General features: G+C 56.2%; 21 protein-coding genes and 1 pseudogene. 3 read left to right on the forward strand and 19 right to left on the reverse strand.

From position 1 onward, the window contains the following. Nucleotides 1-112: 112 nt before the first annotated feature. Together BA6348_RS00510 and BA6348_RS00515 are read right to left on the reverse strand one after the other, a co-directional pair. Complete coding sequence (locus BA6348_RS00510) at nt 113-769, reverse strand: response regulator (protein WP_005833283.1); 657 nt, start codon at nt 767-769, stop codon at nt 113-115. After that, the gene (locus tag BA6348_RS00515) at nt 744-1,835 is read right to left on the reverse strand and encodes a PAS domain-containing sensor histidine kinase (RefSeq protein ID WP_005833281.1); all 1,092 of its coding nucleotides are present in this window, start codon (nt 1,833-1,835) and stop codon (nt 744-746) included. Before BA6348_RS00515 ends, BA6348_RS00510 begins: the two co-directional genes overlap by 26 nt. Nucleotides 1,836-2,010: 175 nt before the next feature. Here BA6348_RS00515 and BA6348_RS00520 point away from each other — a divergent pair, with 175 nt between their 5' ends. Both BA6348_RS00520 and BA6348_RS00525 read left to right on the forward strand, forming a co-directional pair. Next, nucleotides 2,011-2,526, forward strand: coding sequence for a GNAT family N-acetyltransferase (locus BA6348_RS00520; RefSeq protein WP_005833279.1), 516 nt, complete (start codon nt 2,011-2,013; stop codon nt 2,524-2,526). Nucleotides 2,527-2,614: 88 nt separating this feature from the next. Next, the gene (locus BA6348_RS00525) at nt 2,615-3,796 is read left to right on the forward strand and encodes an MFS transporter (protein WP_005833276.1); all 1,182 of its coding nucleotides are present in this window, start codon (nt 2,615-2,617) and stop codon (nt 3,794-3,796) included. 132 nt (nt 3,797-3,928) lie between these two features. Here BA6348_RS00525 and BA6348_RS00530 read toward each other — a convergent pair whose 3' ends face one another. Next, entirely contained in the window at nt 3,929-4,921 is a 993-nt protein-coding gene (locus BA6348_RS00530; protein WP_005833274.1) for a copper amine oxidase N-terminal domain-containing protein, read from the reverse strand. 542 nt (nt 4,922-5,463) lie between these two features. Between BA6348_RS00530 and BA6348_RS00535 the strand changes: the two genes are divergently transcribed. Beyond that, on the forward strand, nt 5,464-5,856 hold the full coding sequence (locus tag BA6348_RS00535; RefSeq protein ID WP_005833270.1) for a hypothetical protein: 393 nt from the start codon (nt 5,464-5,466) through the stop codon (nt 5,854-5,856). Nucleotides 5,857-5,894: 38 nt separating this feature from the next. On the opposite strand, the gene yunB is transcribed toward BA6348_RS00535, so the two are convergent. The 16 genes and pseudogenes from yunB to kdpA all read right to left on the reverse strand — a co-directional run bounded on the left by yunB (nt 5,895) and on the right by kdpA (nt 25,376). Further along, nucleotides 5,895-6,596, reverse strand: coding sequence for a sporulation protein YunB (gene yunB, locus BA6348_RS00540; RefSeq protein WP_005833268.1), 702 nt, complete (start codon nt 6,594-6,596; stop codon nt 5,895-5,897). A 46-nt stretch (nt 6,597-6,642) separates the two neighbouring features. Beyond that, nucleotides 6,643-9,447 (reverse strand): calcium-translocating P-type ATPase, SERCA-type, encoded by a 2,805-nt coding sequence (locus BA6348_RS00545; protein WP_026558303.1) that lies wholly within the window; start codon nt 9,445-9,447, stop codon nt 6,643-6,645. A gap of 172 nt (nt 9,448-9,619) precedes the next feature. Beyond that, a complete protein-coding gene (locus BA6348_RS00550) occupies nt 9,620-9,880 on the reverse strand; it encodes an HPr family phosphocarrier protein (protein ID WP_005835578.1) in 261 nt (86 codons plus the stop codon). 16 nt (nt 9,881-9,896) lie between these two features. Further along, nucleotides 9,897-11,813: a PTS fructose transporter subunit IIABC gene (locus tag BA6348_RS00555; RefSeq protein ID WP_026558304.1), complete on the reverse strand. Its 1,917-nt coding sequence runs from the start codon at nt 11,811-11,813 to the stop codon at nt 9,897-9,899. Between the two features lie 13 nt (nt 11,814-11,826). Next, nucleotides 11,827-12,741 carry a 1-phosphofructokinase gene (gene pfkB, locus BA6348_RS00560; protein ID WP_005835575.1) on the reverse strand — a complete coding sequence of 305 codons (915 nt, stop codon included), beginning with the start codon at nt 12,739-12,741 and terminating at the stop codon, nt 11,827-11,829. Beyond that, nucleotides 12,738-13,490 carry a DeoR/GlpR family DNA-binding transcription regulator gene (locus BA6348_RS00565; protein ID WP_007782597.1) on the reverse strand — a complete coding sequence of 251 codons (753 nt, stop codon included), beginning with the start codon at nt 13,488-13,490 and terminating at the stop codon, nt 12,738-12,740. Before BA6348_RS00565 ends, pfkB begins: the two co-directional genes overlap by 4 nt. A gap of 238 nt (nt 13,491-13,728) precedes the next feature. Continuing rightward, nucleotides 13,729-14,598 carry a hypothetical protein gene (locus tag BA6348_RS00570; RefSeq protein WP_122952511.1) on the reverse strand — a complete coding sequence of 290 codons (870 nt, stop codon included), beginning with the start codon at nt 14,596-14,598 and terminating at the stop codon, nt 13,729-13,731. A 102-nt stretch (nt 14,599-14,700) separates the two neighbouring features. After that, nucleotides 14,701-14,854 (reverse strand): annotated as a pseudogene (locus BA6348_RS28180) (P-type ATPase actuator domain-containing protein); the annotation flags it as partial. 172 nt (nt 14,855-15,026) lie between these two features. Beyond that, nucleotides 15,027-15,767 (reverse strand): MntP/YtaF family protein, encoded by a 741-nt coding sequence (locus tag BA6348_RS00575; RefSeq protein ID WP_122952512.1) that lies wholly within the window; start codon nt 15,765-15,767, stop codon nt 15,027-15,029. A 238-nt stretch (nt 15,768-16,005) separates the two neighbouring features. Then, a complete protein-coding gene (locus BA6348_RS00580; RefSeq protein ID WP_005832237.1) occupies nt 16,006-16,965 on the reverse strand; it encodes a sporulation protein in 960 nt (319 codons plus the stop codon). Between the two features lie 35 nt (nt 16,966-17,000). After that, on the reverse strand, nt 17,001-17,915 hold the full coding sequence (locus BA6348_RS00585) for an arginase family protein (RefSeq protein ID WP_242507488.1): 915 nt from the start codon (nt 17,913-17,915) through the stop codon (nt 17,001-17,003). Beyond that, a complete protein-coding gene (locus BA6348_RS00590) occupies nt 17,905-18,684 on the reverse strand; it encodes a hypothetical protein (protein WP_122952513.1) in 780 nt (259 codons plus the stop codon). Before BA6348_RS00590 ends, BA6348_RS00585 begins: the two co-directional genes overlap by 11 nt. Before the next feature lie 12 nt (nt 18,685-18,696). Beyond that, nucleotides 18,697-21,024 (reverse strand): universal stress protein, encoded by a 2,328-nt coding sequence (locus tag BA6348_RS00595; RefSeq protein ID WP_122952514.1) that lies wholly within the window; start codon nt 21,022-21,024, stop codon nt 18,697-18,699. Between the two features lie 16 nt (nt 21,025-21,040). Further along, nucleotides 21,041-21,601 (reverse strand): potassium-transporting ATPase subunit KdpC, encoded by a 561-nt coding sequence (gene kdpC / locus BA6348_RS00600; protein WP_122952515.1) that lies wholly within the window; start codon nt 21,599-21,601, stop codon nt 21,041-21,043. A 34-nt stretch (nt 21,602-21,635) separates the two neighbouring features. Beyond that, nucleotides 21,636-23,675, reverse strand: a complete 2,040-nt coding sequence (gene kdpB, locus BA6348_RS00605) for a potassium-transporting ATPase subunit KdpB (protein WP_122952516.1) — start codon at nt 23,673-23,675, stop codon at nt 21,636-21,638. A 27-nt stretch (nt 23,676-23,702) separates the two neighbouring features. Further along, nucleotides 23,703-25,376, reverse strand: a complete 1,674-nt coding sequence (gene kdpA / locus BA6348_RS00610) for a potassium-transporting ATPase subunit KdpA (protein ID WP_122952517.1) — start codon at nt 25,374-25,376, stop codon at nt 23,703-23,705. Nucleotides 25,377-25,396: the final 20 nt, after the last annotated feature.

Below are 25,396 nucleotides of genomic sequence, written 5' to 3' on the forward strand. Positions count from 1 at the left end.
AATAGACGGACAAACCAGCCGTCAGGTTACATAATCTTCCAATCTCTGCCGCAATAAAAAAACACGCCCTGGCACAGCGGCAAGGGCGTGTTGAAGCGTGAGCATTGGACCTTTATTCAAAATCAAGCCAGCCTTTTTTGATGGCATACCGCACCAGATCGGGACGCGTGCGCAAATGCAGCTTTTCCATGATGTGCGCCTTGTGCGACTCGACGGTCTTCACAGAAACGGTGAGCTGCTCCGCGATTTCCTTGTTGCTGAAGCCTTTGGCGATCAGCACGAGCACTTCTTTTTCACGATCAGTCAAAATCTCGTACTTGGCCTGCTCCTCGCCGTTTTTGACCATCTGCAAAAATTCCTCGATCAGCGATTTGGTCGCTGACGGATACAAATAGGCCATGCCGTTGTTCACCGAGCGGATCGCGGCGATCAGATCGAGATCGGGAGCGCTTTTCAAAATATATCCGGCAGCTCCGGCCTGCAGTACGCGGAACAAGTATTCTTCGTCGTCGTGCATGGTCAGGACGAGCACCTGAATGTCCGGCGCCGCTTCCTTCAGTCTTGCGGTCGCGGTCAGGCCGTTCTCCCCCGGCGGCATGCTCAAATCCATCAGCACCACGTCCGGGCGAATTTCCAGGGCTTTTTCGCAAGCTTCCTTGCCATCAGCCGCATAGCCGACGACCTCCATGTCCTCCTGGGCGTTGATTAGCATGCCCAGCCCGGACCGTACAATCGCATGATCGTCAGCGATCAAGACGCGAATCGTCATCCAAAATCCCCTCCTCTGGCAACGGAATACGGACGATGACAGTCGTCCCCTCTTGGGGCGCCGAGCGAATATCGACCGTACCTCCGAGCAGTTGCGCCCGTTCCTTCATGCCGAACACGCCAAGCCCTTTGCCGAAATTCAACGTCTTCTCCACCTCAAAGCCGATACCGTCGTCCACTATCGTTACAACTACTTCTTTTTCGCGATTCTCGAACATGATCCCGAGCTGGCTCGCCTGCGCGTACTTCGCCGTATTGGTCATGGCCTCCTGAACGATCCGGTACAGCGCGGTTTCCATCGGGGCCGAGTACCGTCGCTTCTCTCCCTGCACGTGCAGCTCGACCTGGATGTGAAACGTCTTTTCCACACGCTTCATCAACGAGCGCAAGGCGGGCAACAGACCGAGGTCATCGAGAGCGGACGGGCGCAGCTCCAGCGCCATGCGTTTGACTTCCTCCATCGCCCTGGATGTCATGTTCACCAGCTCTGTTACATGCTGCATGACCGCTTCGCCCGGATTGCCTTGCCTGACCACATTCAGTCCAACCAAAATACTGTAAAGCGCCTGCCCGATACCGTCGTGCAGCTCGCGGGCAATACGCTTGCGTTCCTCTTCCTGAGCCTGAATGGCAAAGTGGGTCAGCTTGTGCTGGTAACGCTCTTTTTCCGCACGCTGCTGAGCCGACATGTCGCGCAAAATCATCACCAGCTTGCCGCCTGATTCTTCAGGCAAGCGGGCAGAGCTGGCCGCTACGGGATAATCACGCCCGTCTTTTGTACGGAGCTTCATTTCAAAGGACGGCATTTGTACGCGTTTGAAAAAACAGTCCGTACAGCTCGTCTCCTCCATACAGGTTGCCATCCCCAAGCAAAGCTCGCAAATATGCTTTTCCCGGATCAGCTCGTCTTCGGTCCAACCCGTCATCTGCTCCAGCGCGGCGTTGGCCCTGACGATCCGGCCCTCATGGTCAATCACCAGGATGGCGTCACTGACGTTGGCAAAGATGGACTGCATCAGGGATATGGCTTCATTGGATGTCCCCAGATCTTCTCTCCACGTACTCATGCGCTCCTCCTTTGAGACAATCATCTAAATGCTATTGTAGAGTTTACATGGGCGGTTGTGTATCAGGGAATTCCCTTAACCTGCGCGGGCTGGCGCGCTGAGGGCATTGACAATACTATACATTAGATTATTATCTAATTAGACTATTATTTAATATGAATAAAGGAGCCTTCGTATGCCACATTCTCCTGCTTTTGTCTCATGCAGCAAGCGGCTGCTTTTTTCGCCTGTCACTTCCGCAGATTTTGCCGAGTTGCTAGCCGTCTACAACTCCAATCCCGATTATATGGAGTGCGCCTTCGGGAAACGCGTCGTCACCGTCCGGGAGGTGGAGGCCGATCATCTGGAAAACCTCGCCCTCGAGGACTCCTACAGCATGGCGCTGCGCGAATCTGCCAACGGCAACATCATCGGGATTGCACAGTTTATTCTCTGCAATCCGCGGGACAAACAACCTTGGCTCGGGCTTATCATGCTGCACAGCGACTGTCAAGGCAAAGGCTACGCCAAAGAGTTTCTCGACTGCCTGATCCAATGGTACCGGGAACATGGCTATACGTCCCTGCACCTCGCCGTCCTCGCCAAAAACAGCAAGGTCGTTCCGTTTTATGAAAAGTACGGCTTCACGGCCTACGAGGAACGGGAGCATGCGACACTCGGCCGGGTCATTTGCATGGCGTACGCTTTTTGAACAAAACAAGGCACCAGCCCGCCGCTCCCCCATATATCTGAATAGAAGCATGCTGTTAGCTTGCAAAAAGTCGGGAGGAGCATCGGAAATGCCCGGTAAATCTGCCCTTTTGCTTTTGACAGGCGCGGCGACCCTGTTCATTGTCGGCACAGATGTGTTTGTCGTCTCGCCCCTGCTTCCTTCCATTGCAGCAGAATTTGCCGTGACTCCGGCCGTAGCAGGCTGGCTGGTGACGGCGATGTCGATCATGTACGCTTGCGGCTCTCCGCTGATGGGCATGTTATTCGACCACCATCCTCGCAGCCGCCGAATGATTTTGTGGAGCGGCCTGATGCTTTTTTGCCTCGCCAATCTGTGGACAGGACTTGCCACGAGCTACGCCTCGCTGCTGGCGAGCCGCGCGCTGTCCGGCTTGGCGCTGGCGGCAATCGCCCCGTGCGTCTACGCCTTCATAAGCGACCTGGCCCCGGCTTCCCGCCGCGCTGCCTGGCTGTCGATTGTCGTGTCCGGAAATTTGACTGGCTTGTGGGCAGGCACACCGCTTGGTACCTTGATCGCCGAACAGCACGGATGGCGTTTTACTTTTTGGCTGATTGCGGGCGCGAGCTTTCTGCTTTCCTGGGTGAATCTCGCCATTTGGCCGCAGTTTTCCGGCACTTCCCAGCAGCCCGGCCGGAAGCCAGGCGCTCCTGTGACGCTCATGTTTCGCTCGGTGCTGGTCACTGTTTACTGGTCAGCAGCGATGTACGGCGTGTACACCTATCTCGGCACGGCGCTGGCCCAGGACAACCGCTTTTCCCCGCTGCAGATCGCTTCCGCCTTGATCGCCTACGGCGTAGGGGCCATGCTCGGAAGCCTGAACGGAGGACGGCTCGCAGACAAATGGGGGGCCAAGTCCATCTCCACCGCCAGTCTCTTTGGCATCGTTGTCATGCTGACGGCAATTGGCCTGCTTTACCAGGCTGAGGGCTGGCTGCTCCCGTTTTTATTTGGCTGGGCGTTCATCGGCTATGCGTTCGTCCCGTCCTACCAATCGCGGTTGTCCCAGGAATACCCGGCACGGCTCGGACGAATCATGGCCTGGAACATCACGGGCATGTACATCGGCATGACTGTCGGCTCCTACCTGGGCGGCCCCGTTTTCGAGGCGTGGGGCTTTTTCCCGCTCGCCTGCGTCTGCGCCGCGATTGCCCTGATTGCCGGGCTGTGCAGTCTGCGCCCTGCCCCGAAACAAAAAGAAGCGGTCGGGTCAGTGCCGTTCCGCTCTTGAGTCTTTGCAAAAGCCGGGTGATTTTTCACAGAAAAACCGGGGCAGCAAGTGCCGTCCCGGTTCGTTTCTCTTCCCTCCTGGAAGAGACTTTTCGTATTATCAGGTCAGCCAGTACTTGCTGGTTGGCCTTTTTTATTCGGCGATTTCCACGACGATTTTCTCCGCTACACCGATTGGCGGCAGGCTGCGCGTCAGTTTTGGCCCGTAGAACGCGAACACATTCATGTCAGCCTTCAGGTCTTGCGGCTTGATTGCTTTGTTGTCTTTGGCATTGACGATGACCGTTTTGTCGTTGATAATCAGCGCTACTTTTTCCGGAGAGGTCGCTGTCAGGCCGCGGCCCTCTACCAGCATTTTGTAGGTGCCTTGCTGGTCAGGCTCGATGCTGACTACTTTACCTGTTGTCCCCATTACTTCCGCAGATTCCAGGCTGTTTTTGACGACGATGCTGAGCGCACCTGTTTGCGGCGGCATGCTCATCGCCATGTATTTTTGGTGTGTCGCCTCTACTTCCATGCCCAGCTTCAAGTCTTCCGGCTTCAGCTCTTTGCCCGCAGCATCCGTAATTTTGGTTTCCTCGCTGATGTGCAGGATGATTCCCGACAAATATCCGTCCAGCGCAATGGATACTTTTCCAGCTTCTGTTTTGTCGATCGTCGTGATCGTGCCAGTACGCACTGGCGCTTTTTCTGCCTCTTCGTCCACCACCGTCACCGCGCTGTCTGTCACATTGACTTCTGCTTGCAGAATTTCGTCCACGAAGGCAACGGGAACGTAGGTGCTGCCATTCAGGAGGCGTGGCTCCGCTCCGAGCGTCTTGTACATTTTCGCGAACGGGTAGCGATCCTCTCCGGCTTTTGCGTAGCTTGCGATCGCGCCTTTTTGCACTTCGGCTGCTTTCAGTTCGTTGTTCCAGCTTACTTTGTACCCGAGGGATTCAGCCACAGGGCGCAGCGGAACCAAAACGGTTTGTTGCCCTTTATCAAAAATCGCTGCTTGCTCAATCGCGCTTCCATTTACATTGACCGACAGTTCTTTTACTGGTTTGGAGGTAGCCGATACGATATTCGTTCCCAACACGGCCAGCGCCGCCAATGTCATCATGCCTGTACGAATTGTTTTCATGTTGTATTCCTCCAAATGATTGTTTTTCACTTGTTTCGTGTTTCTATTCATTGGACGGAGGGGTTTTATAAACGTTTCAACATTTTTTTGTGGTGGTAAAAAATCAATACCATTTTTAATTTATATGACAAAATACGACCTAAATCCCAAAATACGTATTATATATTATTCTTGCAAAATTTTACCACAATCGAGGTGGTTTAATATGTTTCAGATTTAAAATTTCATCAGATCACAAAAAGAAAAGGTGAGCTAAAATTGCTTATTTAGGTGTTGTTTTCACACTTGCCGTTTCCGGTGCTCTTGCATGCGCAGAAGGAGCATCTGCTAAAAATTGTGACAATGATCCAACTTCAAGCTCGGGTTGCTCCCATAGTTATGGAGGAACTTGGTCATATCAAAGCAATCAATCAGGTAGCTACAATTCCGATCATCGCCTTTCCCGATCTGGCGCAAGTACTAGTGATTGGTATACATGGAAATTTCCAATCCTTTCTTCAGGAAGAGCTACATTGGAGGTTTACTTAGGCAGTTAAACGGAATTGGTTCCAGCCGTCATTGATTCAAAGTCCCTTCAAGAAAAAATGCTTAATGCGATCGACAACTATCAAAATGTTAGCGGCTCCTATCGGGCAATTCTCACTCCGATTGGTGTCGACGAAACCGTAGAGTTTGAGGTTCAACAAGGAAAGAATCCACGCAGTCATGTAAAAGTACTGAATAATACGAAAGCAGAACTCATCAAAGAAACTGCATTTGATGGAGAGTTTTATTGGAACGTCCAGCATAACCGAAAAACGTATAAAAAGACCAAGGCCAGTAAAGAAAATGGAACAACTGCGTTTAACAAAAATGAACCTCGAATATACTTCCAACATACTGCATCCCCATTTGAACAAGCTGAGTTTGACCAAACAAAAGAATCCGAAAAGTAACAATAGAAAAGGGCGGCCAAGTTGCCGCCCCCAACACTTTATGGCTGGTTTATCATCTGCGCATTTTTCGGCATCGGTACGTCCGGCTTTCCGGACGGGTTGTTGTACAAGTAGCTCGGCACCTTGCCCACGATCAATGCCTCGCTGATCGGGATCTGCGTCGTGACGGTCTGCTGCTTGGTCGCAAACGGAATGACTACGCGCAAATCGACCTCGACGTAAATGTAGACGGTGACGAGCACCATGTTGATGCCAGCCTGCTTCATCTCCGTCTCCAGGCGGGTCTTCACGGCGCCGATCGGCACGAACGAGACGGGAATTTCCGGGCCGAAATGTTCCAGAAACACGTTTTTGGTAGCCAGGCCGAGCGGGATCGTCGTCTGGACGTTCTCCTGCTCCAACTCCTTCAGCCGATTTTGAATGCGGGCGGTCGTCTCCCCCACGATCCGCGAGTATTCGCGGAAGTTGAAATTGACCGCTTTGATGCTCCCTTCCTCGTCTTTTTCCATCATCACAATCTCGTTGAAATCCACGCCTTGCTGCGTCAGACGCTTCGTGACCGCATCCGTAATGGCGAGCTTTGCCACCTGATCGGCTTTGGCTTGGGCGATCAGCAGCAAGGTCGGCTCGATCCTTCTTTCCACGATGATGAACAGGATCACCAGGGATACGACAATAAACAAAAACGTTGCGAAGATGCGTCTGCCGCGCCTTTTCCAGCCTCCTTTTCGAAAACGCACAATTTCTTCCTCTCCCTCGTTTCGCCGTACGAAACCAACTCAGTTCTCAATCAGGACGTACTGTGCGCATGGAAGAACGCTTTTGCTTGCCTGCTCGTGGTCGGCCGCTGGCGAGCACGCCGCCGATCCCTGCCACGAACGTCGGGACACCGGATGTGACGAGAATCAGCGCCCAGTCGCGAATGGACAGATCGGTCGTTTTGAAAATCGGCTGGAGAGCGTCGATGTACACGACTCCGAGCACCAGCACCAGGGACGAAATAACGGCCCAGACGAGGTATTTGTTTTCAAACACGTTGCGGTGAAACACGCTATACTGGCTGCGGCAATCAAACACGTGAATCAACTGGGCCATGACCAACGTCACGAAGGCGACGGTCTGGGCGTGGACCAGATCGTTCGGATTCTCGCGCAGCGTCAGCCAGAAAGCGAGCAGCGTCATGGCTCCGATCAAAAAGCCGCGGCTGATGATCTTCCAGCCCAAGCCCCTGCCGAAAATGTTTTCCGCCTTGTTGCGCGGCCGCTGATACATCGTGTCGGCCTCAGCCTGATCGACCCCGAGAGCCATGGCGGGCAGGCCGTCTGTCACCAGGTTGACCCACAAAATCTGAATCGGAACGAGCGGCAACGGCAAGCCGAGCAGCATCGCAAAAAACATGACGAGAATCTCGCCTACGTTGGACGCGAGCAAATAGCGGATAAATTTGCGGATATTGTCGTATATGTTGCGCCCTTCCTCGACGGCGGCGACAATCGTGGCGAAGTTGTCGTCGCGCAAAACCAGATCGGCCGCTTCCTTCGTCACGTCTGTCCCGGTGATCCCCATGGCGATGCCGATGTCCGACGTTTTGATCGCCGGAGCGTCATTGACGCCGTCGCCTGTCATGGCGACTACGTGCCCTTTGCTTTGCAGGGCGCGTACAATCCGCAGCTTATGCTCGGGGGATACGCGGGCGTACACGGTTACCCGCTCGGCGTGGTCGGCGAGAGTCTCATCCGACATCCCGTCCAGCTCCCGGCCCTCCAGCACTTCGCCGTAGCCGCGCATCAGCCCGATCTGGCGGGCGATCGCTTCGGCCGTCACCTTGTGGTCGCCTGTAATCATGATGGTCTTGATGCCCGCCTGATGGCACAGGTTGATCGCGGAACGAACTTCCTCGCGCGGCGGGTCAATCATCCCGGCCAGCCCGACGAAGACGAGATTGTTTTCCATCGTGCCGATCGGCTGCCCAGGGCGATAGCCTTGCAGCGTTTTGTAGGCGAAGCCGAGAACCCGCAGCGCTTTGCCCGCCATCAGCTCTGTCTGCTCCAGTACCCGATGGCGCAATGAAGCGGTCAACGGCTGCAGTTCGCCGCCCCAGAGAATGTGCGTGGATCGCGCCAGCACCGCCTCTGCCGCGCCCTTGGTCAACAGGGAGTGAACGCCGTCTGCGCCTTTCTCGACGACGGACATCATTTTGCGGTCTGAATCAAAAGGCAGCTCTTCGACGCGCACCGACTGCTGTTTCGGGTTGCCCCGCTCTCCGGCATTGCCCGTTGCTTTTGCGGCCAACACCTTCAGCGCTCCCTCTGTCGGATCGCCGACGATCTGCCAATGCCGCGTGGTTTTGCCCATGCCAAGCAAGTTGCGCGTGCCTTGTTCCTCGCAGATCAGGCGCGCATTGTTGCAGCGGTCCGCGATGCGAATGATTTGCGTCAGCGCTCCGTCGCGGGCAGGGGACACCATTTTTCCTTGGTAGTGAAAAGCTCCCTCCGGCGCGTAGCCGCTTCCGGTGACTTCATAGGTGGAATCGCTGTGCCAGACATGGGTCACCGTCATTTTGTTCTGGGTGAGCGTGCCTGTCTTGTCGGAGCAGATGACCGATGCGCAGCCGAGCGTCTCTACCGACGGCAGCTTGCGCACGATCGCATTACGCCGGATCATCCGCTGTACGCCTAACGCCAGCGCGACGGTCACAATCGCTGGCAAGCCTTCCGGGATCGCCGCTACCGCGAGGCTGACTCCTGCCAAAAACATCGTGAACAGCTCATGTCCGTGCCAAACCCCGGCGACGATCACGACAATCGTCAACAGCAAAGCGACGACCACGAGAATTTTGCCCATTTGCTCCAGGCGCACTTGCAGCGGCGTCTCCGCTTCTTCCGCTGTATTCATCAGGTGGGCGATCTTCCCGATTTCCGTCTCCATCCCGGTCGCCACGACGATGCCGCTACCTGTTCCGCCCGTCACCATCGTGCCCATGAAGGCGAGGTTTTTCTGATCTCCCAGCGGAACCGTCGAGGCCTGGGCCGTGTCCAGTTTTTTGACGTTTTTTCCGACAGGGACAGACTCCCCCGTCAGCGCCGACTCTTCTACCTCCAGCCGATTGGCGGTCAAAAGCCGCATGTCTGCCGGAACCCGGTCCCCCGCTTCGAGCACCACCAGATCGCCCGGCACCAGGCGCGAAGCGGGAATCATGGAGATGTGCCCCTCGCGAATAACCCGGGCCATCGGGGATGCCAGCTCTTTTAGCGCTTGCAGGGATCGTTCAGCTTTGGCCTCCTGAATGAACCCGAGTATGCCGTTAATGATGATGATCGCAATAATCGTAATCGCATCCAGATACTCTCCCAGGAAGTAGGAAATCAGCGTGGCGATAAACAGGATGAGCACCATAAAATCCTTGAACTGGTCAAGAAAGACCGAGTAGAGAGGCTTGCGTTTGTTCTCAGCCAACTGGTTGGCACCTTGCTTAACCAGTCTCCGCTCCGCCTCCTGCTGGGTCAATCCCTGCGCCGCATCGCTATGAAGGGCTTCGGTCACGTCGGCCGCTGCCAGCGTGTACCATTTTCGAATTGGCTGTGTATCCACCTACATCTCCTCCATCCACTTCTCACTCATTGTCATGTGTATGCAGACGAGCCAGAAAATAAAACAGGGGCTGTCCAGAAAGTCAGTGTAAACTGACTGCTGGACGCCCCGTTTTTATTGAATGGTAACGCGAGCTTTTCCCTGTCGTTCCCCGAAGGCGGCTTCCTGTCTGTTACTCGTGAACCGACTCAAGCAGCTTGCCCAGTTCCTCCATCGCTTCCTCTACTTGTTCTCCGGAGATTTCCAGCGTGATTTGATCTCCCTTGGCTGCTCCCAGCGTCATCAAGCCCATGATGCTCTTGCCGTTGATTTTCTTGCTGCCTTTGACGACGTTCACTTCGCACGGAAAGGAGGTCGCTTTCTCCACAAACAATCTGGCCGGACGGGCGTGGATGCCGCTTGGATTTTGAATGGTGAATGTTTTGGTCAACATGATGCCCAACTCCTTTTTACTCTGCCATGTCTTTTTTCAGTACTTTTATCATCAGGGCCGTAACAATGACCCCCGCAACAATCGAAACGAGGTACAGCGGCCAGTTACCGACAACCGGCAGTACGAACAAACCGCCATGCGGAGCCGGCAATGTGCACCCGAACAGCATGGACAATCCGCCGGCAACGGCAGAACCGGCCATAATGGAAGGAATGATGCGGGTAGGGTCAGCCGCCGCAAACGGGATCGCCCCTTCCGTGATGAAGGAAGCGCCCAGGACGTAAGCGGTTTTTCCCGCGTGCCGCTCTTCGGCCGTAAATTTCTTTTTGAACAGGGTAGTGGCCAAGGCAATGCCGAGCGGTGGAGTCATGCCGGCAGCCATAATCGCTGCATGCGGGGCGTAATTCCCCTCGGCAATCATCGCAATCCCGAACGTAAAAGCCGCTTTGTTGACGGGGCCCCCCATGTCAAAGGCCATCATCGCGCCCAAAATGACACCAAGGATAACAGCATTTCCCGTACCCATGTTTTTCAGCAAGTTGCCAAGCGCCGTGTTGGCTGCCGCGACGGGATCGGAGACGATGTAGACCATGATAAAGCCGGTAATCAAAGTACCCAGCAGCGGGTACAATAGCATCGGCTTGATCCCTTCCAGCGATTGCGGCAGTCCAACAAACAGCTTTTTCAGCCCAAGCACAATATACCCGGCCAAAAAGCCGGCAATGATTCCTCCGAGAAAGCCGGAGCCCGATGTAGTTGCCAGCAATCCGCCCACCATACCGGGCGCAAAGCCTGGCCGATCGGCGATGCTGGAAGCGATAAACCCGGCCAGTACCGGAATCATCAGTTGAAATGCCGTTTTTCCGCCGATGTCCATCAATACTTTGGCCAGCGGATGGAAGGACGGATCGTTCGGGTCAGACGCGTTGATCCCGAACAAAAAGCTGATCGCGATGATAATCCCGCCGCCCACGACAAACGGAAGCATATTGGACACGCCATTCATCAAGTGACGATAAAAGGCTGGCTGCTTGGACTTTTTCGCGTCCTTGCCTTCCTGAATCTTTTCCTGATAATTGGTCGCGCTCCCGCGGTAGACGCTGCCCCTCTGATTGACGGCGCGCTGCAGCAGGTCTTCGGCATTGCGGATTCCTTCGGCTACCGGTACTTCGATGAGAACCTTTCCGACGAAACGCTCCATCTCCACCTGCCGGTCAGCGGCCACGATGACAGCAGCGGCTTCTTCAATATCGCTCGACGTTAGCTTGTTTTTTACTCCTCCGGAACCGTTCGTCTCCACCTTGAGCGAGATCCCTAGCTCCGCCGCCTTTTTCTTCAGGGCATCGGCAGCCATGTAGGTGTGGGCGATGCCGGTCGGGCAAGCCGTTACTGCGACCACTTTGGCGGACACGTGCTGCTGATCGGCTGCCACGTCTTCTGTAACGCTTTCATCTTCGCTCTCAAGTTCCTTTTCCTTGTTCGTGATAATCTCAAGCACCCGTTCCTTCGTCTCTGCTTTCATCAGCTCCTGGCGAAACGACTCGTCCATGAGCATCTGGGAGAGCAGTGCAAGCGTCGCCAGATGAGCCTGGTTGGCGTCTTCGGTTGCGGCGATCATAAAGAAGAGATGCGCTTTTTGTTGATCCAGGGAATCAAATTCCACGCCCTCTTTGGAAAAACCGTAGGCGATGGCAGGTGTCTTGACCGCGGCTGTCTTGGCATGCGGGATGGCTATTCCCTCGCCAATTCCCGTAGAGCCTTGAGCCTCGCGGGCGAGAATGGCCTGCTTCATGCCATCCTTGTCGTTCAGTCGTCCCGCTTTGTCGAGTTGCTCGATCAACTCATCCAGCACAGCTTCTTTTGTGGTCGCCGACAAATGAACGACAATCGTGTCTGAATTCAGCAAATCACCAATGCGAATCTTATTGTTCATGGGTAACCCCCCATCACGAAATGAAGGTAATCGTAACGTCCTGAATGAATGCTTCTATTTTTTCACGCGTGCAAAAACCTTCCGACAGGGCGGTCGTACTCCCGGCCGCTACGGCAAAACGAAACGCCGCTTCGGTATCCATCCCGCGTGTCAGACCGTAGAGAAATCCTGCTACCATCGAATCTCCGGCGCCGATCGAATTGACCGGTTTGCGCTGTGGAATCTGGGCAAGATAGGACTCATTCCGGTTGACAAAGACCGCTCCTTGTCCGGCCATCGAGACGATGACGTTTTGCGCGCCCATCTGGAGCGCTTTTCGTCCCCACTCGATCGCTTCGGCAGGAGTCGCAATCGTCACGCCGTACAATTCGCCCAGTTCATGGTGATTCGGTTTGATGAGGAACGGTTCTTCCGGCAAACCGTTTTTCAAGGCCTGCCCTTTGGCGTCAAGGAAAATGCGGACTCCCTTGCCGCGCAGCCGCTGCATAATCATCTGGTACATATCGGAGGGCAAGCTCTTGGGGACGCTTCCGGCGAGGACGAGGTAATCGCCGCTTTGCAAACGGTCGATCTGCTCAAAAAGGCGCTCAAGCGCTTCTTCAGGAACGGGGGGAGAGACCCCGCTAATATCCGTCTCGTTCTCAGCCTTTATTTTTACGTTGATCCGCGAATCGTGATTAATCTGGATAAACTGATGAGCAATGCCGGCTTGCTCGATCTGCTGCTGTATAAATACTCCCGTAAACCCTCCGACAAACCCCAGAGCCGTACTGTCTTCACCGAGGGCGCGGAGAACTTTGGAGACATTGATCCCTTTTCCGCCTGCAACCTTCCACTCTTTTTTCGCCTCGTGAATCGCTCCTTGCGACAGGGCAGACAGCCAGATGTGGTAGTCAATCGACGGATTCAGGGTTACTGTGTAAATCATGCTTTCACCACTTTAAGAGTTGTTATTCTGCTGTATACTTGTTGTTCCTCTTGGCTGATACCGCTATCCGTGATGAGCGTAATTCCGTGCAGGTCGCCCACTTTGGCAAACGTGACGCGCGAAAACTTGTCGGAGTCGCACAAGACAAAGCGTTCATCCGAAAACTGCAGCGCCAACTGCTTGACGTACGCTTCATCGGGATCCGGTGTAGTCAGACCGTGGCTTTGGTCGATCCCATTCATGCCGAGAAAACATTTATCAAAGCGATATTGGCTGAGCGACTTGATCGCGTCTCGCCCGACGAGCGACAATGTAGCCGCTTTCAATTCACCTCCCAGAAGAATCGTTCGGATGTGGCGGTTAATCAGATGGAGGGCTATATCCACCCCATTCGTCACGACCATGATGTTCTCGGGCAAGTACGGGAGCATCTGATAAGTCGTGGTGCCCGCATCGATAAAAATCGAATCGCGGTCTTGTACCAGGCTGGCAGCGTATTTGGCGATCGCCGTCTTTTCCCGCTCGCGTTTGACCGACTTTTCCAGAATCGTCGGCTCCTCGATTTTGCTCTGCAGCACAGATGCTCCACCGTGGACGCGCTTGAGCAAGCGCTGTTCTTCCAATTCGCTCAAATCCCGCCGAATCGTCGACTCGGACGCTCCTGTAGCCTCGACAAGTTCATGGATTCGCACGAAGTCTTTTTCTTTTACGAGCGCAATAATCAACTGATGACGTTCCGGAGTTAGCATCGTACCCTCCCTTCTGGCAGTGCCATCTGATTGATTTTGATTATACATGCACATTCAATCAAAAACAATCACAAATGCTCATAATCAATCAGTAATGCTGACGGAAAGTGTTCACGCCTCCGCCAAACAGCCGTTTGATTCAAATATGTCAGCAAAAAAACCACGACCAACATGCTCCACCATGGTTGATCGCGGCTTCCTTTGTAATCCCGTATGATACTTGTGTTGTACGGCCCGCTTACAGCTCGAACCGCTCGGCAATCTGGTGAATCTTCACAGATGTCTCGTGGAGTCGTCTGGCTTGGTCGGATACCTGCTCGGTTGCGTTTAGCTGGGCCTCGCCGGCTGCTGCCGCTTCCTTCGCTGATACAGAAAAGCTTTGCGAGATGTACATGACCTTGTCGATATTTTGTTCGGCCGCGTCGACATCGCGCAGCACTTCGCCCATGACTTCCGCATTGCGCGCCGTATGAGTCGCAGAGAGGGCGCGCCGTGCAGTCTGCACTCTCGCTTTCAGCTTTCCTGAAGAAATGGCTTTCGTGACCCTCATCCAATCGCGCCAGTTGTGACGGAAATTGCGATGGGTCAACAGCCCGATACAAGCGGCGAGCATGAGAGCTATCGCTGCAACCGCTCCTTTTGTCCAGGGCGACTGAGCCAGCCACAGACCAACTGTTGCGAAACAAACGGGCATGACGAAGGCCGCCACCAGCTTCCAGCCGTAGGACAAAGCGGGTACGACCACGCCTAAGCGCAGACTGTAAGCGTTTTCTCCTCTTACCTGAACAGGTACTGATGTGTCCAGCAAAAGCTCACCGGTGTTGCGGGGGTACATTTGTGCCAACGGTTCATTGGTTCGTGCGGCACGTAAACCGACTTCATCGTTGAACAACGTGCCTTCCCGCAACCGGTTAGTGTGAATGATCCCGAGTCCCTCCCGCGTGACGAGAACAAAATATTCGTCTCCTTCCAGCATGTCATCCAGCCTTTGTCTGATTTTCGCGCTATCGTCCTGGACCGTTCCTTCCTGCAAGAGCGCTTCGATTTCTTTTGCGGCTTGCTGCACCTTTCGCAATGACCTTTGCTTCAGCTTTTGACTCGCTTTCACAAAAACCCCCACCCCATTAAGCAGAATAATACCGTATTGTTATATTTCCCCAAGTACGATCGCTCTCCTGTCTACCGCTTTGCATTTGCCCGCAAAAAATGCCATCGTGCCCATGAAGGCGAGGTTTTTCTGATCGCCCAACAGAACCGTCGAGGCTTGGGCCGTGTCCAATTTTTTGACGTTTTTGCCGAGGAACAGACTCCCCCGTCAGCGCCGACTCTTCTACCTCCAGCCGATTGGCGGTCAAAAGCCGCATCGCTATGAAGGGCTTCGGTCACGTCGGCCGCTGCCAGCGTGTACCATTTTCGAATTGGCTGTGTATCCACCTACATCTCCTCCATCCACTTCTCACACTGGGGGTTTTCGTTAGAGAACGAATAAAACAACCCGTCCTTTTTCCAGGACGGGTCCGAATTTTTGAATGGAAGTTATTTCAAACTTTTGGCCAACCCGATGCAAATGAGCAGAATCGGCGGCAGCCAGGTCAGGCGGGCAAGCCACCTCGTTTTTCCCGCACGCCGTCCGATCGCCAGCCCGACCGCAAGCAGCAGCGCGCTCATTATCGCGATGCACAACGCGACGACGAGTGGCGAGTAGCCCAAAAATGTGAGGCTGATTCCCGCGCCAAAAGCGTCCAAAGAGAGCGCCAGCCCCAGCATAACCGCCTCCCAGCCCATGATATGACCCGAACGGTCCGCATCGGCTTTGGAGGGGTCTTTCAAAATTTGAATCATGACACCGAAAATGCGAAATTGCGTTAATACTGTGCGATCCAGCTCTACCTGCGTTTCTCTGGCTGACACTGCCGCCTCGCCATTCGCGGGAGTCAGCGCGCCTGCTTGACCCGCCGGCATACCGGACTGTGCGGGCAGCAAATCCGGCTCCGTTCCCCTGCCCTGACGCGAAGAAAAAAGCCGCCAGAGAGTAAACAAGCCCATCAAAATCAAGACGGCTGCGCCGATATGCTTGCCAATCTCAGGCGTCAGCCAATCCGTCAGCGAAGCACCTACGAGCATGACACCATACACAACGGCAAAAGAACATCCCGATACGACGACCAGCGACAAAAACGGCATTTTCATGTTGCGCAAACCATACGTCAATCCTACGCTGACACTGTCCATGCTGATGGCCAGGGAAACGAGCAGGAGTGCGAGCCATCCGCTCATATGTGGTCACCTCTTTCCCATTGCCTATTAGATATACGCGAGAAGGGCTTTTCATGTGCAAACAAACAAGGGATCGGCTCATCACCGAAGCGCTCGGCGCTCCACGAAAAGTCCGTGAGTGGGCGTGCCGATGAGATCACGCCCGTTTTCGCTGCATTCCTACACAAACAAAAGCCATCGCCTGCCGTCATCCAGCAAGCAATGGCTTTCTTTCCTGTATGTGTATGCGAAATGCCTTTTACAGTTCCTCGTCAAATCCGCCAAAGTCAAAATCCATCTCTTCGCCCTCGCCGCCATCCTCTGAGGCCATTTCCTCATCCGGCGACATCAGCTCGCTAAGCAGCATGCCGCCCAAGAACCCGGCTGCCATGCCCCCGATCATGCCGCCCATGCCGCTGCCGCGATGTCCGTGGTGGCCGTGTCCGTAATGCCCCTGTTGGTAGGAAGCGAGCGACACGTACGGAATCGCTTGCGGATTGTTCGCGTATTCGCGAATTTTTTCGATCAGATAACGGGACAGCTCTTCCTCTTGTCCGTCTGCGAGCAATTGCTGCGGAACCACGATTTCGGCCTTGTACTCCTTCTCGCGGCGCAAAAAGCCTGTAGCCAGGTCCAGCTCTACCAGCATGCGCAGCTCGTCTGGCGCGGTGAAAAAGACCACTTCCAGCTCATTGAGCGGAATGCCCAGGTTGGCAGCCGGGAAAAAGGAGAACTCTTGCCCGTACGGCGTCAGCTTGCCGGAGTCTGGCTTTTGGCGCAAGTTCAGGCGGTCAAACGCACAGAGTACGCGCTCCACTGGCTCGGGCGGCAAAATCTCGACGCGGTCAAAATCGGTCGGGTCGAGGGCCATTTCCACATCGAGCTTGGTTTGCAGCGCGTACTGGATCGCTGGCGTCGACACAGCCAGTCCATGCGGCATCTCAAACGAAAACGGAATCTCCTGCACGAACGGCTTTGGCTGTACCGTAAAGTTGCGGCTGATCGGGTACACCTGCACCTGCTTGGTCACTTCCTGCCCGCGCAAATTCACTCTCATCAGCAGGACTGCGCTCAGCTCGGAAATGCGCTGCTCCACGTTGCCGCCCTCGATTCGCACGACACCGGTCATCGTCTCTCCCAGTCGGTAGCCAGGGGCGTCCAGCTTGAGATCAACCGTTGCCGCTCCTACACCGAATTTTGCCATCAGCTTTTTGAACATCGGCTTCTCCTCCATATATAAGCAATTACTTATATTTATAGTGTAGCAGAAAAAGAGCCTTTAACGCGAGTGGCTAATGCGCGAGCGAGCAATTGCACCAGTCTGGCGGCCTGCTCCCCGGTCGTATCCCGCAGCGCGGAAAACTCCGTCACTTCCATGGCGACGACACGCTCGTCACCGAGCGCTGCGGCGAGCAAGGCTTCCGCTTCCTGCAAAGACAGCCCCGTCTCGCTTGGCGCATAGGCGGCTGCCATCGCTTCCTTGTGCATGACATCCACATCAAAATGAACGAGAATCCGGGCATCGGACGGAATCGCCTGCAAGATGCGGGCGATGGAACCAACCACGCCGTCCTTTTGCAGTTGCTCCAACGTCGTCACGTCGATCCCGTATGCTTCGGCAGGCTGCTGCTGACAGCCCACGAGCCGGATTCGCTCTGCCTCCCAGCCGCTGCGCTCGATCCACTGTCCCTGATCCTGGAGCAAAAACCACAAGCCCATCCCTGCCGCGCCAATGCACCGCGAAGCCGAGGGAACTACGGCGTCGAGATGGCCGTCGATGACCAGCAAAAACGCCTTTTCTTTATGTCGCGCCTGGTGAGCCAAAGCCGTGCCCACAATCAGGCCGCAGTCTCCGCCCAGCATCAGCACAAACTCGTCAGACGCAAACCAGTTCTGCGCCTCTTTGCCCAGCAAGTCCCACAGCATGCGCGGAGCTGGCCAGTTGCGAACTGGCGGAATATTGTGACGGGGCAAGTAATCAGGGAGCCGCACATTCCCGATGTCCTCGACGCCAAGACCTGCTTGCTGCAATTGCCCGATGAGTCCTGCTTTGCGTAGCGCATCCGGGGAAAGCTCCGTGCCGGAGACGTACGCTCCCGTGAAATGCGGAATACCAGCCACTTTTACGTTAATAGACAGTCCCTCCATTGCTTTTGAACTAGGAATCATCACCAGTATAGCACAGCCTGGACTGAATATATTGCACAAGCTCGCTGACGGAAGGCGCAAGCCAGCCGTCCGGCATGAGGGCGCGCTCGCCTCGCAGCAGGTGGCAGGCAAACGCATTCGGATGGACGCCCGGACTCAAAAAATACACTTGCTGAAACGGAGCCGGAATCGCGTCCATCGCTGCCACGCATTTGCTGACATACGTTTGCAGCGCCTCCTGATAGCGCGGAGCGGTCAGCGCCGTCCCGCAGCGGACTTCGATTCCGGTCAATTCCTTGGCGTGCGCGGCATCCAGGCTTTTGGCGAGCGAGCAGACCACAAACAGCAGCTTGTCGGGCGAAAGCTTGTAACGTTTCTGATACTGCTTGGCAAAACGAGCCAGGGTAGCGTTCCAGGAAGGAGTGTCGTAGCTGCCCAGATCGGGAATGCACTTGAGCGCCGCGACCAACTGGTCCTTGCTCCAAAGAAACAGCAGACCGTCCATCACCTGAAAAGACAATCCGGCAAGTCGCCCCGCCAAAAACTCCCCGACCCGCTCATGCATGACGCGCGAGATGCGCTGGGACGACTTGCGCTTGAGCTTTTGCCGAACGCGTATTTCCTCTTCCTCCACATAAATCCGCACCAGCGCCAAAAACAGCAAGGCTTCCGCACTCGGCTGGCGCTCGTCTTCCTGCCCCTGCCGGGCGCACTCGTCGGTCAGGCACTCCAAACGGCTGTAGGCGTCCCGGAGGCTTTTCGCCCAGCGTCCTGCTTTTTCTGTGCCCATGCTACTCCTCCTCTAGCTCTTGTCAGATGCCTGATCGGCTACGACCAACACATCCATGTGCCGCGCCTCCCGCAGCAACCGCTGAACGACCGAGCCTTCGCAGATTTCCTTCCACCTCGTCCGCGCCGATTGCCCGATGATGACCTGTGTCGCGCCTTTTTCGTTCATGTGGAAGATGAGCTGGGTAAAAACTTTGCGCCGCCCCGCTGCCTTGTATTGCTCGAAGCGTCCTCCCAGCCGCTCGGTCAGGCCGCGCAGCTTGGCCAGTTGCCCCGCTTCCTCTTCCGTCAGCGGCTCGTGATCTTGGACATACGCCACATGCCAGACAGCCTTCAGCCGATAGGCGATACGGAAGCCTCGGCGAATCAACCGCTCGCTGTCCGCCCGCAGATTGACGCAGACAAAAATGACTTCCCGTTGCCGCCAGGGACCGCGCAGCGTTCGCCGCTCCCACGCTTCGAGCCGTTCGTCGACATCGTCCGCCACCTCGCGCAAGGCCAGCTCCCGCAAGGCAATCAGGTTTCCCGTCCGAAAAAAATTCGCCAGCGCCTGCTCTACCTTTTCCAGCGCGTAAATGTTGCCCTCGCGCATCCGCTGCCGCAGCGCCTTGGGAGAAATGTCGATCAGCTCTACTTCGTCCGCCTGATGCAAAATATGGTCGGGAACCGTCTCCCGCACGCGGATGCCCGTGATTTGCTCCACGCTGTCATTCAAGCTCTCCAGGTGTTGAATGTTCATCGTGGCAATCACCGAGATGCCTGCCGCAAGAAGCCTTTCCACATCCTGGTACCTTTTTTCGCGCTCGCTGCCTGGTGCGTTGGTATGAGCCAGCTCATCCACCAGCACGACCTCCGGATGGCGCCGGATAATCTCGTCCGTGTCCATCTCTTCCAGCGTCACGTTTTTGTAGGGGATGCGTTTGCGCGGAATCAGGGGAAGGGCGCCGATCTGCTCGCTGGTTTCTTTTCGCCCGTGGGTTTCCAACAGCCCGATCACCACATCAATGCCGCTTTTGGCCAACTCGTTTCCTTCGCGCAGCATCGTGTACGTCTTGCCGACGCCAGGAGCTGCTCCGACGTACACCTTCAAAGTGCCGCGCCTGATTTTTCCGATCTGTTGCTCCAGCTCTGCCTGCGACAGACGGCGGTACGGGTTGGCGGCTTCCGCAGCTTTTCGCCTGGCTGGCAAAACCCGCTCCCCGTTGCGCTCCGAGCGGTCGGCCACGATCAAAATATCAATGTTTTTGGTCTGCCTGAGAATTTTATGGACAATCGAGCCGCGCCAGATTTCTTCCCAGCGCGTTCGTTTGGACTGCCCCATGACGATGCGGGTCACATTGCGGGCCATCGCGTAGGCGACCAGCTCGCTCGCCACGTCCTTTTCCCGCTGCAACGGCGCTTCCGCAAACGTCCCGCCCACTTTTTCGACGAGCTTGGCAATCGCTCTGCGAAAAGTCGCTTCCTCCTTGGTCAGCTTTTTGTTCAGCGGCCGAAAGCAGACGACCAAGAGCTCTCCGCCGAGCCGTTTGGCAACCTGTTGACCGCGCCTGACCAAAATCGAGCCGTTCCAATGATACTGGGCAGAGACGAGAATTCGCTCCGTCGCCCCAGAAGCGCCCACCATGCCGTGCTTCTCGCGGTAGTCCTCCAAATCTTCATTCACGCCTGTGGCGACGAAGCGCAAAGCCAGCTCCCGCAGCACGTGCAAATTGTCCCTGCGAAACAGCGGATGGTTGCTGCGGGTGGCCGCTCCGTCCTCCTGAAGCCGTTTCAGAATCGCTTCCGGGGTCACGTCCAACAGCTTCACCTCGTCCGCGAGAGCGAGCGTATCTTCCGGCACGCACTGGTCGATCTGCACCTGCGTCCGGGTCAACCGCTCCGCCAGCTCCTTCATGCCCGCCAGCTCGTAAATATTGACGGTCGCCATCACGCTGATCTGATGGTCGAGCAAATAGCGGACGTCATCGAGGCGCGTCGGACGCGGCGCATCGGGACGATTGCGATGGGCCAGCCCGTCGACCAGCACGACCTCGGGATCGCGCTCCAAAATACGCGGCACATCGAGATCGTGCCGCGTCTCGCCCTGCGAAAACCAGACGAGAGGGGGAATTTGCTCCAGCCCTTCCCGCATCTGGGCGAGCTTTGGCGAGGCGTCCCCTCCGGTAGCGGCGATCACGACATCAATCCCTTTTTTCCGCAGGCTCTGCCCTTCCATCAGCAAATGGTACGTCTTGCCCGAACCGCTCACGGCCCCCAAAATGATTTTGAGCCTGCCCCGGTGCATGTTGGAGATGGACTGCAAAATTTCCTCCGGGGACTTTCGGCGAAACTGCTCGACCATCTTGCAGCCCTCCTGTCTACTTCCATTGGTCCAGAGCCACATTCAGCTTCAGCACGTTCACCCGCGGCTCTCCGAACACGCCCATGCTTCTTCCCTCCGTATGCTCCGCAACCAACGCCTGCACCTTCGCCGGGTCGAGATTGCGCGCTTTCGCGACGCGCTGCACCTGAATCGCGGCGGCCTGCGGCGAGATATGCGGGTCAAGACCGGAACCGGAGTTGGTCAGCAGGTCGGCCGGGATGTCTTCCTGCCTGACGCCGGGATTGGCTGCCAGAAAAGCGGCGATGTCTTTTTGCACGCGCTCGATCAAGGCTGGATGGGACGGCGCATAGTTGTTCGAGCCGGAGCCTGCCGCATTGTTGTCGATGGAAGAAATGCGGCCCCAGAAGTATTTCGGATCGGTGAAAGTTTGCCCGATCAGCTCGGAGCCGATCACGCTTCCGTTCGCATCGGCAATCAGGCTGCCGCTCGCCTTGGCTGGCATGACGACCTGAGCGATTCCCGTCATCGCCAGCGGGTAGGCCAGACCGCAAACAAAGAGTAAAACGAGAGACAAGCGGAGATTTTTCCAGACCATACAGGTTCACCTTTGCTTTCTTTTTTCAATGTGTTTATACAAGGTTCAATCCGACGAGCAGCAGGTCGATCAGCTTGATGCCCGCAAACGGGACGAGGATGCCGCCTCCCCCGTAGATCACGAGATTGCGGCTGAGCAGCCTGGACGCACTCATCGGCGTGTACTTCACGCCTTTCATCGCCAGCGGAATCAGGAGCGGGATGATGAGCGCATTGAAGATCAGCGCGGACAAAATGGCGCTTTGCGGCGTTGCCAGCCCCATGATGTTGAGAGCGTTCATCTGCGGGATCGCCAGCATGAACATCGCCGGAATGATCGCAAAGTATTTCGCCACGTCGTTTGCGATACTGAACGTCGTCAAGGCGCCGCGCGTCATCAAAAGCTGCTTGCCGATCGCCACGACTTCGATAATTTTCGTCGGGTCGGAGTCGAGATCGACCATGTTCGCCGCTTCCTTCGCCGCGGCGGTTCCGCTGTTCATCGCCAGTCCGACATCCGCCTGGGCGAGCGCAGGCGCGTCATTCGTTCCGTCGCCTGTCATGGCGACCAGTTTACCTTCTGCCTGTTCTTTGCGGATCAGTGCGATCTTGTCCTCCGGCTTCGCTTCCGCCACAAAGTCGTCGACGCCTGCTTCGCGGGCAATCGTCGCTGCCGTCAGCGGGTTATCGCCCGTGCACATCACGGTGCGAATCCCCATCCGTCTCAACTCTTCAAAACGTTCGCGCATACCCGGCTTCACCGTATCCTTCAAGTAAATCAACCCGAGAATCACGTTGCCCTCCGCCACTGCCAGCGGCGTTCCGCCTGCGGTTGCGATCCGGCTTGTCTTTTCGTCCAGATCGGCAGGGATCTCCCCGCCCTGCTCCCTCACGTATGCTTTGATCGCATCGACAGCGCCTTTGCGGATGAGCACGCCGTTTGCCAGATTGGTGCCGCTCATGCGCGTCTCCGCCCGGAATTCCACGCCCAGAGACCCCGGCAGCTCCAGCTCGCTTGCTGACAGCCCCTGCTTTTTCGCCAGCTCCACGATCGAGCGGCCTTCCGGTGTTTCATCGTGTACCGAGCTTTGCGCTGCCGCCCGGTTCAGCTCCGCGGCCGTACCTGCACCTACCGGGACAAACTCTGCTGCCATGCGGTTTCCGTACGTAATCGTGCCGGTTTTGTCCAAGATGATCGTATTGATGTCGCCTGACGCCTCGACCGCTTTTCCGGACATCGCAATGACGTTGAACTGCGTGACCCGGTCCATGCCGGCAATCCCGATGGCCGACAGCAGGCCGCCTATTGTGGTCGGAATCAGGCACACCAGCAAAGCGACCAGGGTAGCGACGGGAAGCGCCGCATTCACGTAGCTGGCAATCGGCTGCAACGTCGTGCAGACGATCAGGAAAATCAGCGTCAGGCTGACCAGCAACGTATGCAGCGCCATTTCGTTGGGTGTCTTCTGCCGTTTTGCCCCTTCGACCAGCGAAATCATCCGATCGAGGAACGACTCGCCGGGATCAGCCGTCACCCGAACGCGAATGCTATCACTCACAACACGCGTCCCGCCTGTAACCGAGCTGAAGTCGCCGCCCGCCTCCTTCATCACGGGAGCCGATTCACCCGTAATCGCTGATTCATCGACGGAAGCGATGCCCGCCACGATTTCGCCGTCAGCAGGAATCAACTCGCCTGCCTCCACCAACACCAGATCGCCCTTCCGCAGCTCTGTGGCGCTGACAATCTGAATGGTGCCATCTTTGGCAAGCCTTCTCGCTTTTGTGTCCTGCTTCGTTTTTTTCAGGCTCTCGGCCTGTGCTTTGCCGCGCCCTTCCGCCAATGCTTCCGCGAAGTTGGCAAACAGGATGGTCACGAACAAAATCAGGCTGACGACGCCGTTGTAGAGCCGATCCGATGCCCCGCCGAACAGGTCGGGAAAAATCGTCAACAGCAGCGTCAGGAAAAATCCGACTTCGACGACAAACATGACCGGATTTTTCAGCATGACCCGCGGGTCCAGCTTTTTCACGGACTCGACAAAGGCCCGCTGGTACAAATCTTTGGGAAGCGCAGTCGTGCGCGTTTTGCTCATGGGAATATCTCCTTCGTCTTCTCTGTATTAGCGGATGGTCAGCCACTCGGCAACCGGACCGAGAGCGAGCACGGGCAAAAACGTCAACGCCCCCACGATCACAACCGTCGCCAGCAACATCAGCAGAAAGACGCTGTTGTCCGTGCGCAACGTTCCCATCGTCTCGGGCACAGGCGTTTTCGCGAGCAGGGAACCCGCTACCGCCAGCATCACAATGATGGTGACGTAGCGGCCAACCAGCATGACCAGGGCAGTAGAGAGGTTCCAGAATGGAGTGTTGTCGCCCAATCCCTCTAAGCCCGAGCCGTTGTTGGCTGCCGAAGAGGCAAACTCGTACAGCACCTGAGATACGCCGTGGAAGCCGGGATTGGAGATGCCTGCTGTGCCCATGTCTGTCGCGAGCGCAACTGCCGTCGGCGCCAAAACAATCAACGGATGAACGAGAATCGCAATCGCGATCAGCTTCATCTCTTGGCCTTCGATTTTTCGCCCGAGAAATTCCGGTGTGCGGCCGACCATCAAGCCTGCGATAAACACAGCCAAAATCGCGTACATCAAGATGTTGACCGTCCCGACGCCATCTCCGCCGAACACGCAGTTCAGCATCATTTCCCCAAGCGGCACGAGGCCGCCCAGCGGAGTCAATGTATCGTGCATGTTGTTGACCGCCCCTGTCGTGGCTGCCGTCGTCACCGCTGTATACAGGGCGCTTTGTGCGATGCCGAAGCGCACTTCTTTTCCTTCCATGCTGCCCATCGCCTGCGACAAGCCAGCCCGCTCCAGCGCCGGGTTGCCGTTGGCCTCGCTTGTGTAGGCGAGCGTCAAAAATGCCAGAAACATCAGGCCCATTGCCCCGAAGATCATCCAGCCCTGCTTGCGGTTTTTCGTCAGGAAGCCAAACGTAAACGGCAAGGCCGCCGGAATCAGGAACATCGCGAGAATTTCCATCACGTTTGTCAACGGCGTCGGATTTTCAAACGGATGCGCGGAGTTGACCCCGAAGAACCCGCCGCCGTTCGTGCCCAGATGCTTGATCGCTACCAACGAAGCGACCGGGCCGCGCGCGATTTGCTGCTCGGCGCCGCTCAGTGTCGTCGCTGTCGCCGTCGGTTCCAGCGTCTGCGGCACGCCTTGCGCCACCAGGAGCAGCGTCACCACCACCGCCAGCGGAAGCAACAGCCGCGTATGCGCCCGCACGAGGTCCACGTAAAAGTTGCCGATGCTGCGCTGCCCGGTCAGCCCGCGCATGAACGCCATGACGACGGCAATCCCCGTGGCTGGAGTCGTAAACATCAGGTACATAATCACCGTCATCTGCGACAGGTAGGACAGACCGCTTTCCCCGCTGTAGTGCTGCAGATTGGTATTGGTCAAAAAGCTGACAGCCGTATTGAACGAAAGCAACGGGTCCATAGCCGCTACCCCGCCCGGATTGCCCGGCAGCACCCCTTGCAGCCGCAAAAGCACATAGGCAATGGCACCCATCGCGAGATTGCTGACCAAAACCGCTCCCGCGTACTGTTTCCAGGTCATGTCTGCGGCGCGAATCCCCGACAGCCTGTAAATCCCTTTTTCCACCCCGCCAAACAGACGGTCCAATCGAGTCTCTTCCAGCGAAAAGGCTCGCGCCAGATAGCGCCCCGTCGGAACAGCCAGTACGAGCAGCACCGCCAAAACGAGCGAGATTTGTATAAAGTCCACGGACAATTCCTCCTACTTCC

It is taken from the genome of Brevibacillus agri (assembly GCF_004117055.1).
Lineage (GTDB): Bacteria > Bacillota > Bacilli > Brevibacillales > Brevibacillaceae > Brevibacillus > Brevibacillus agri.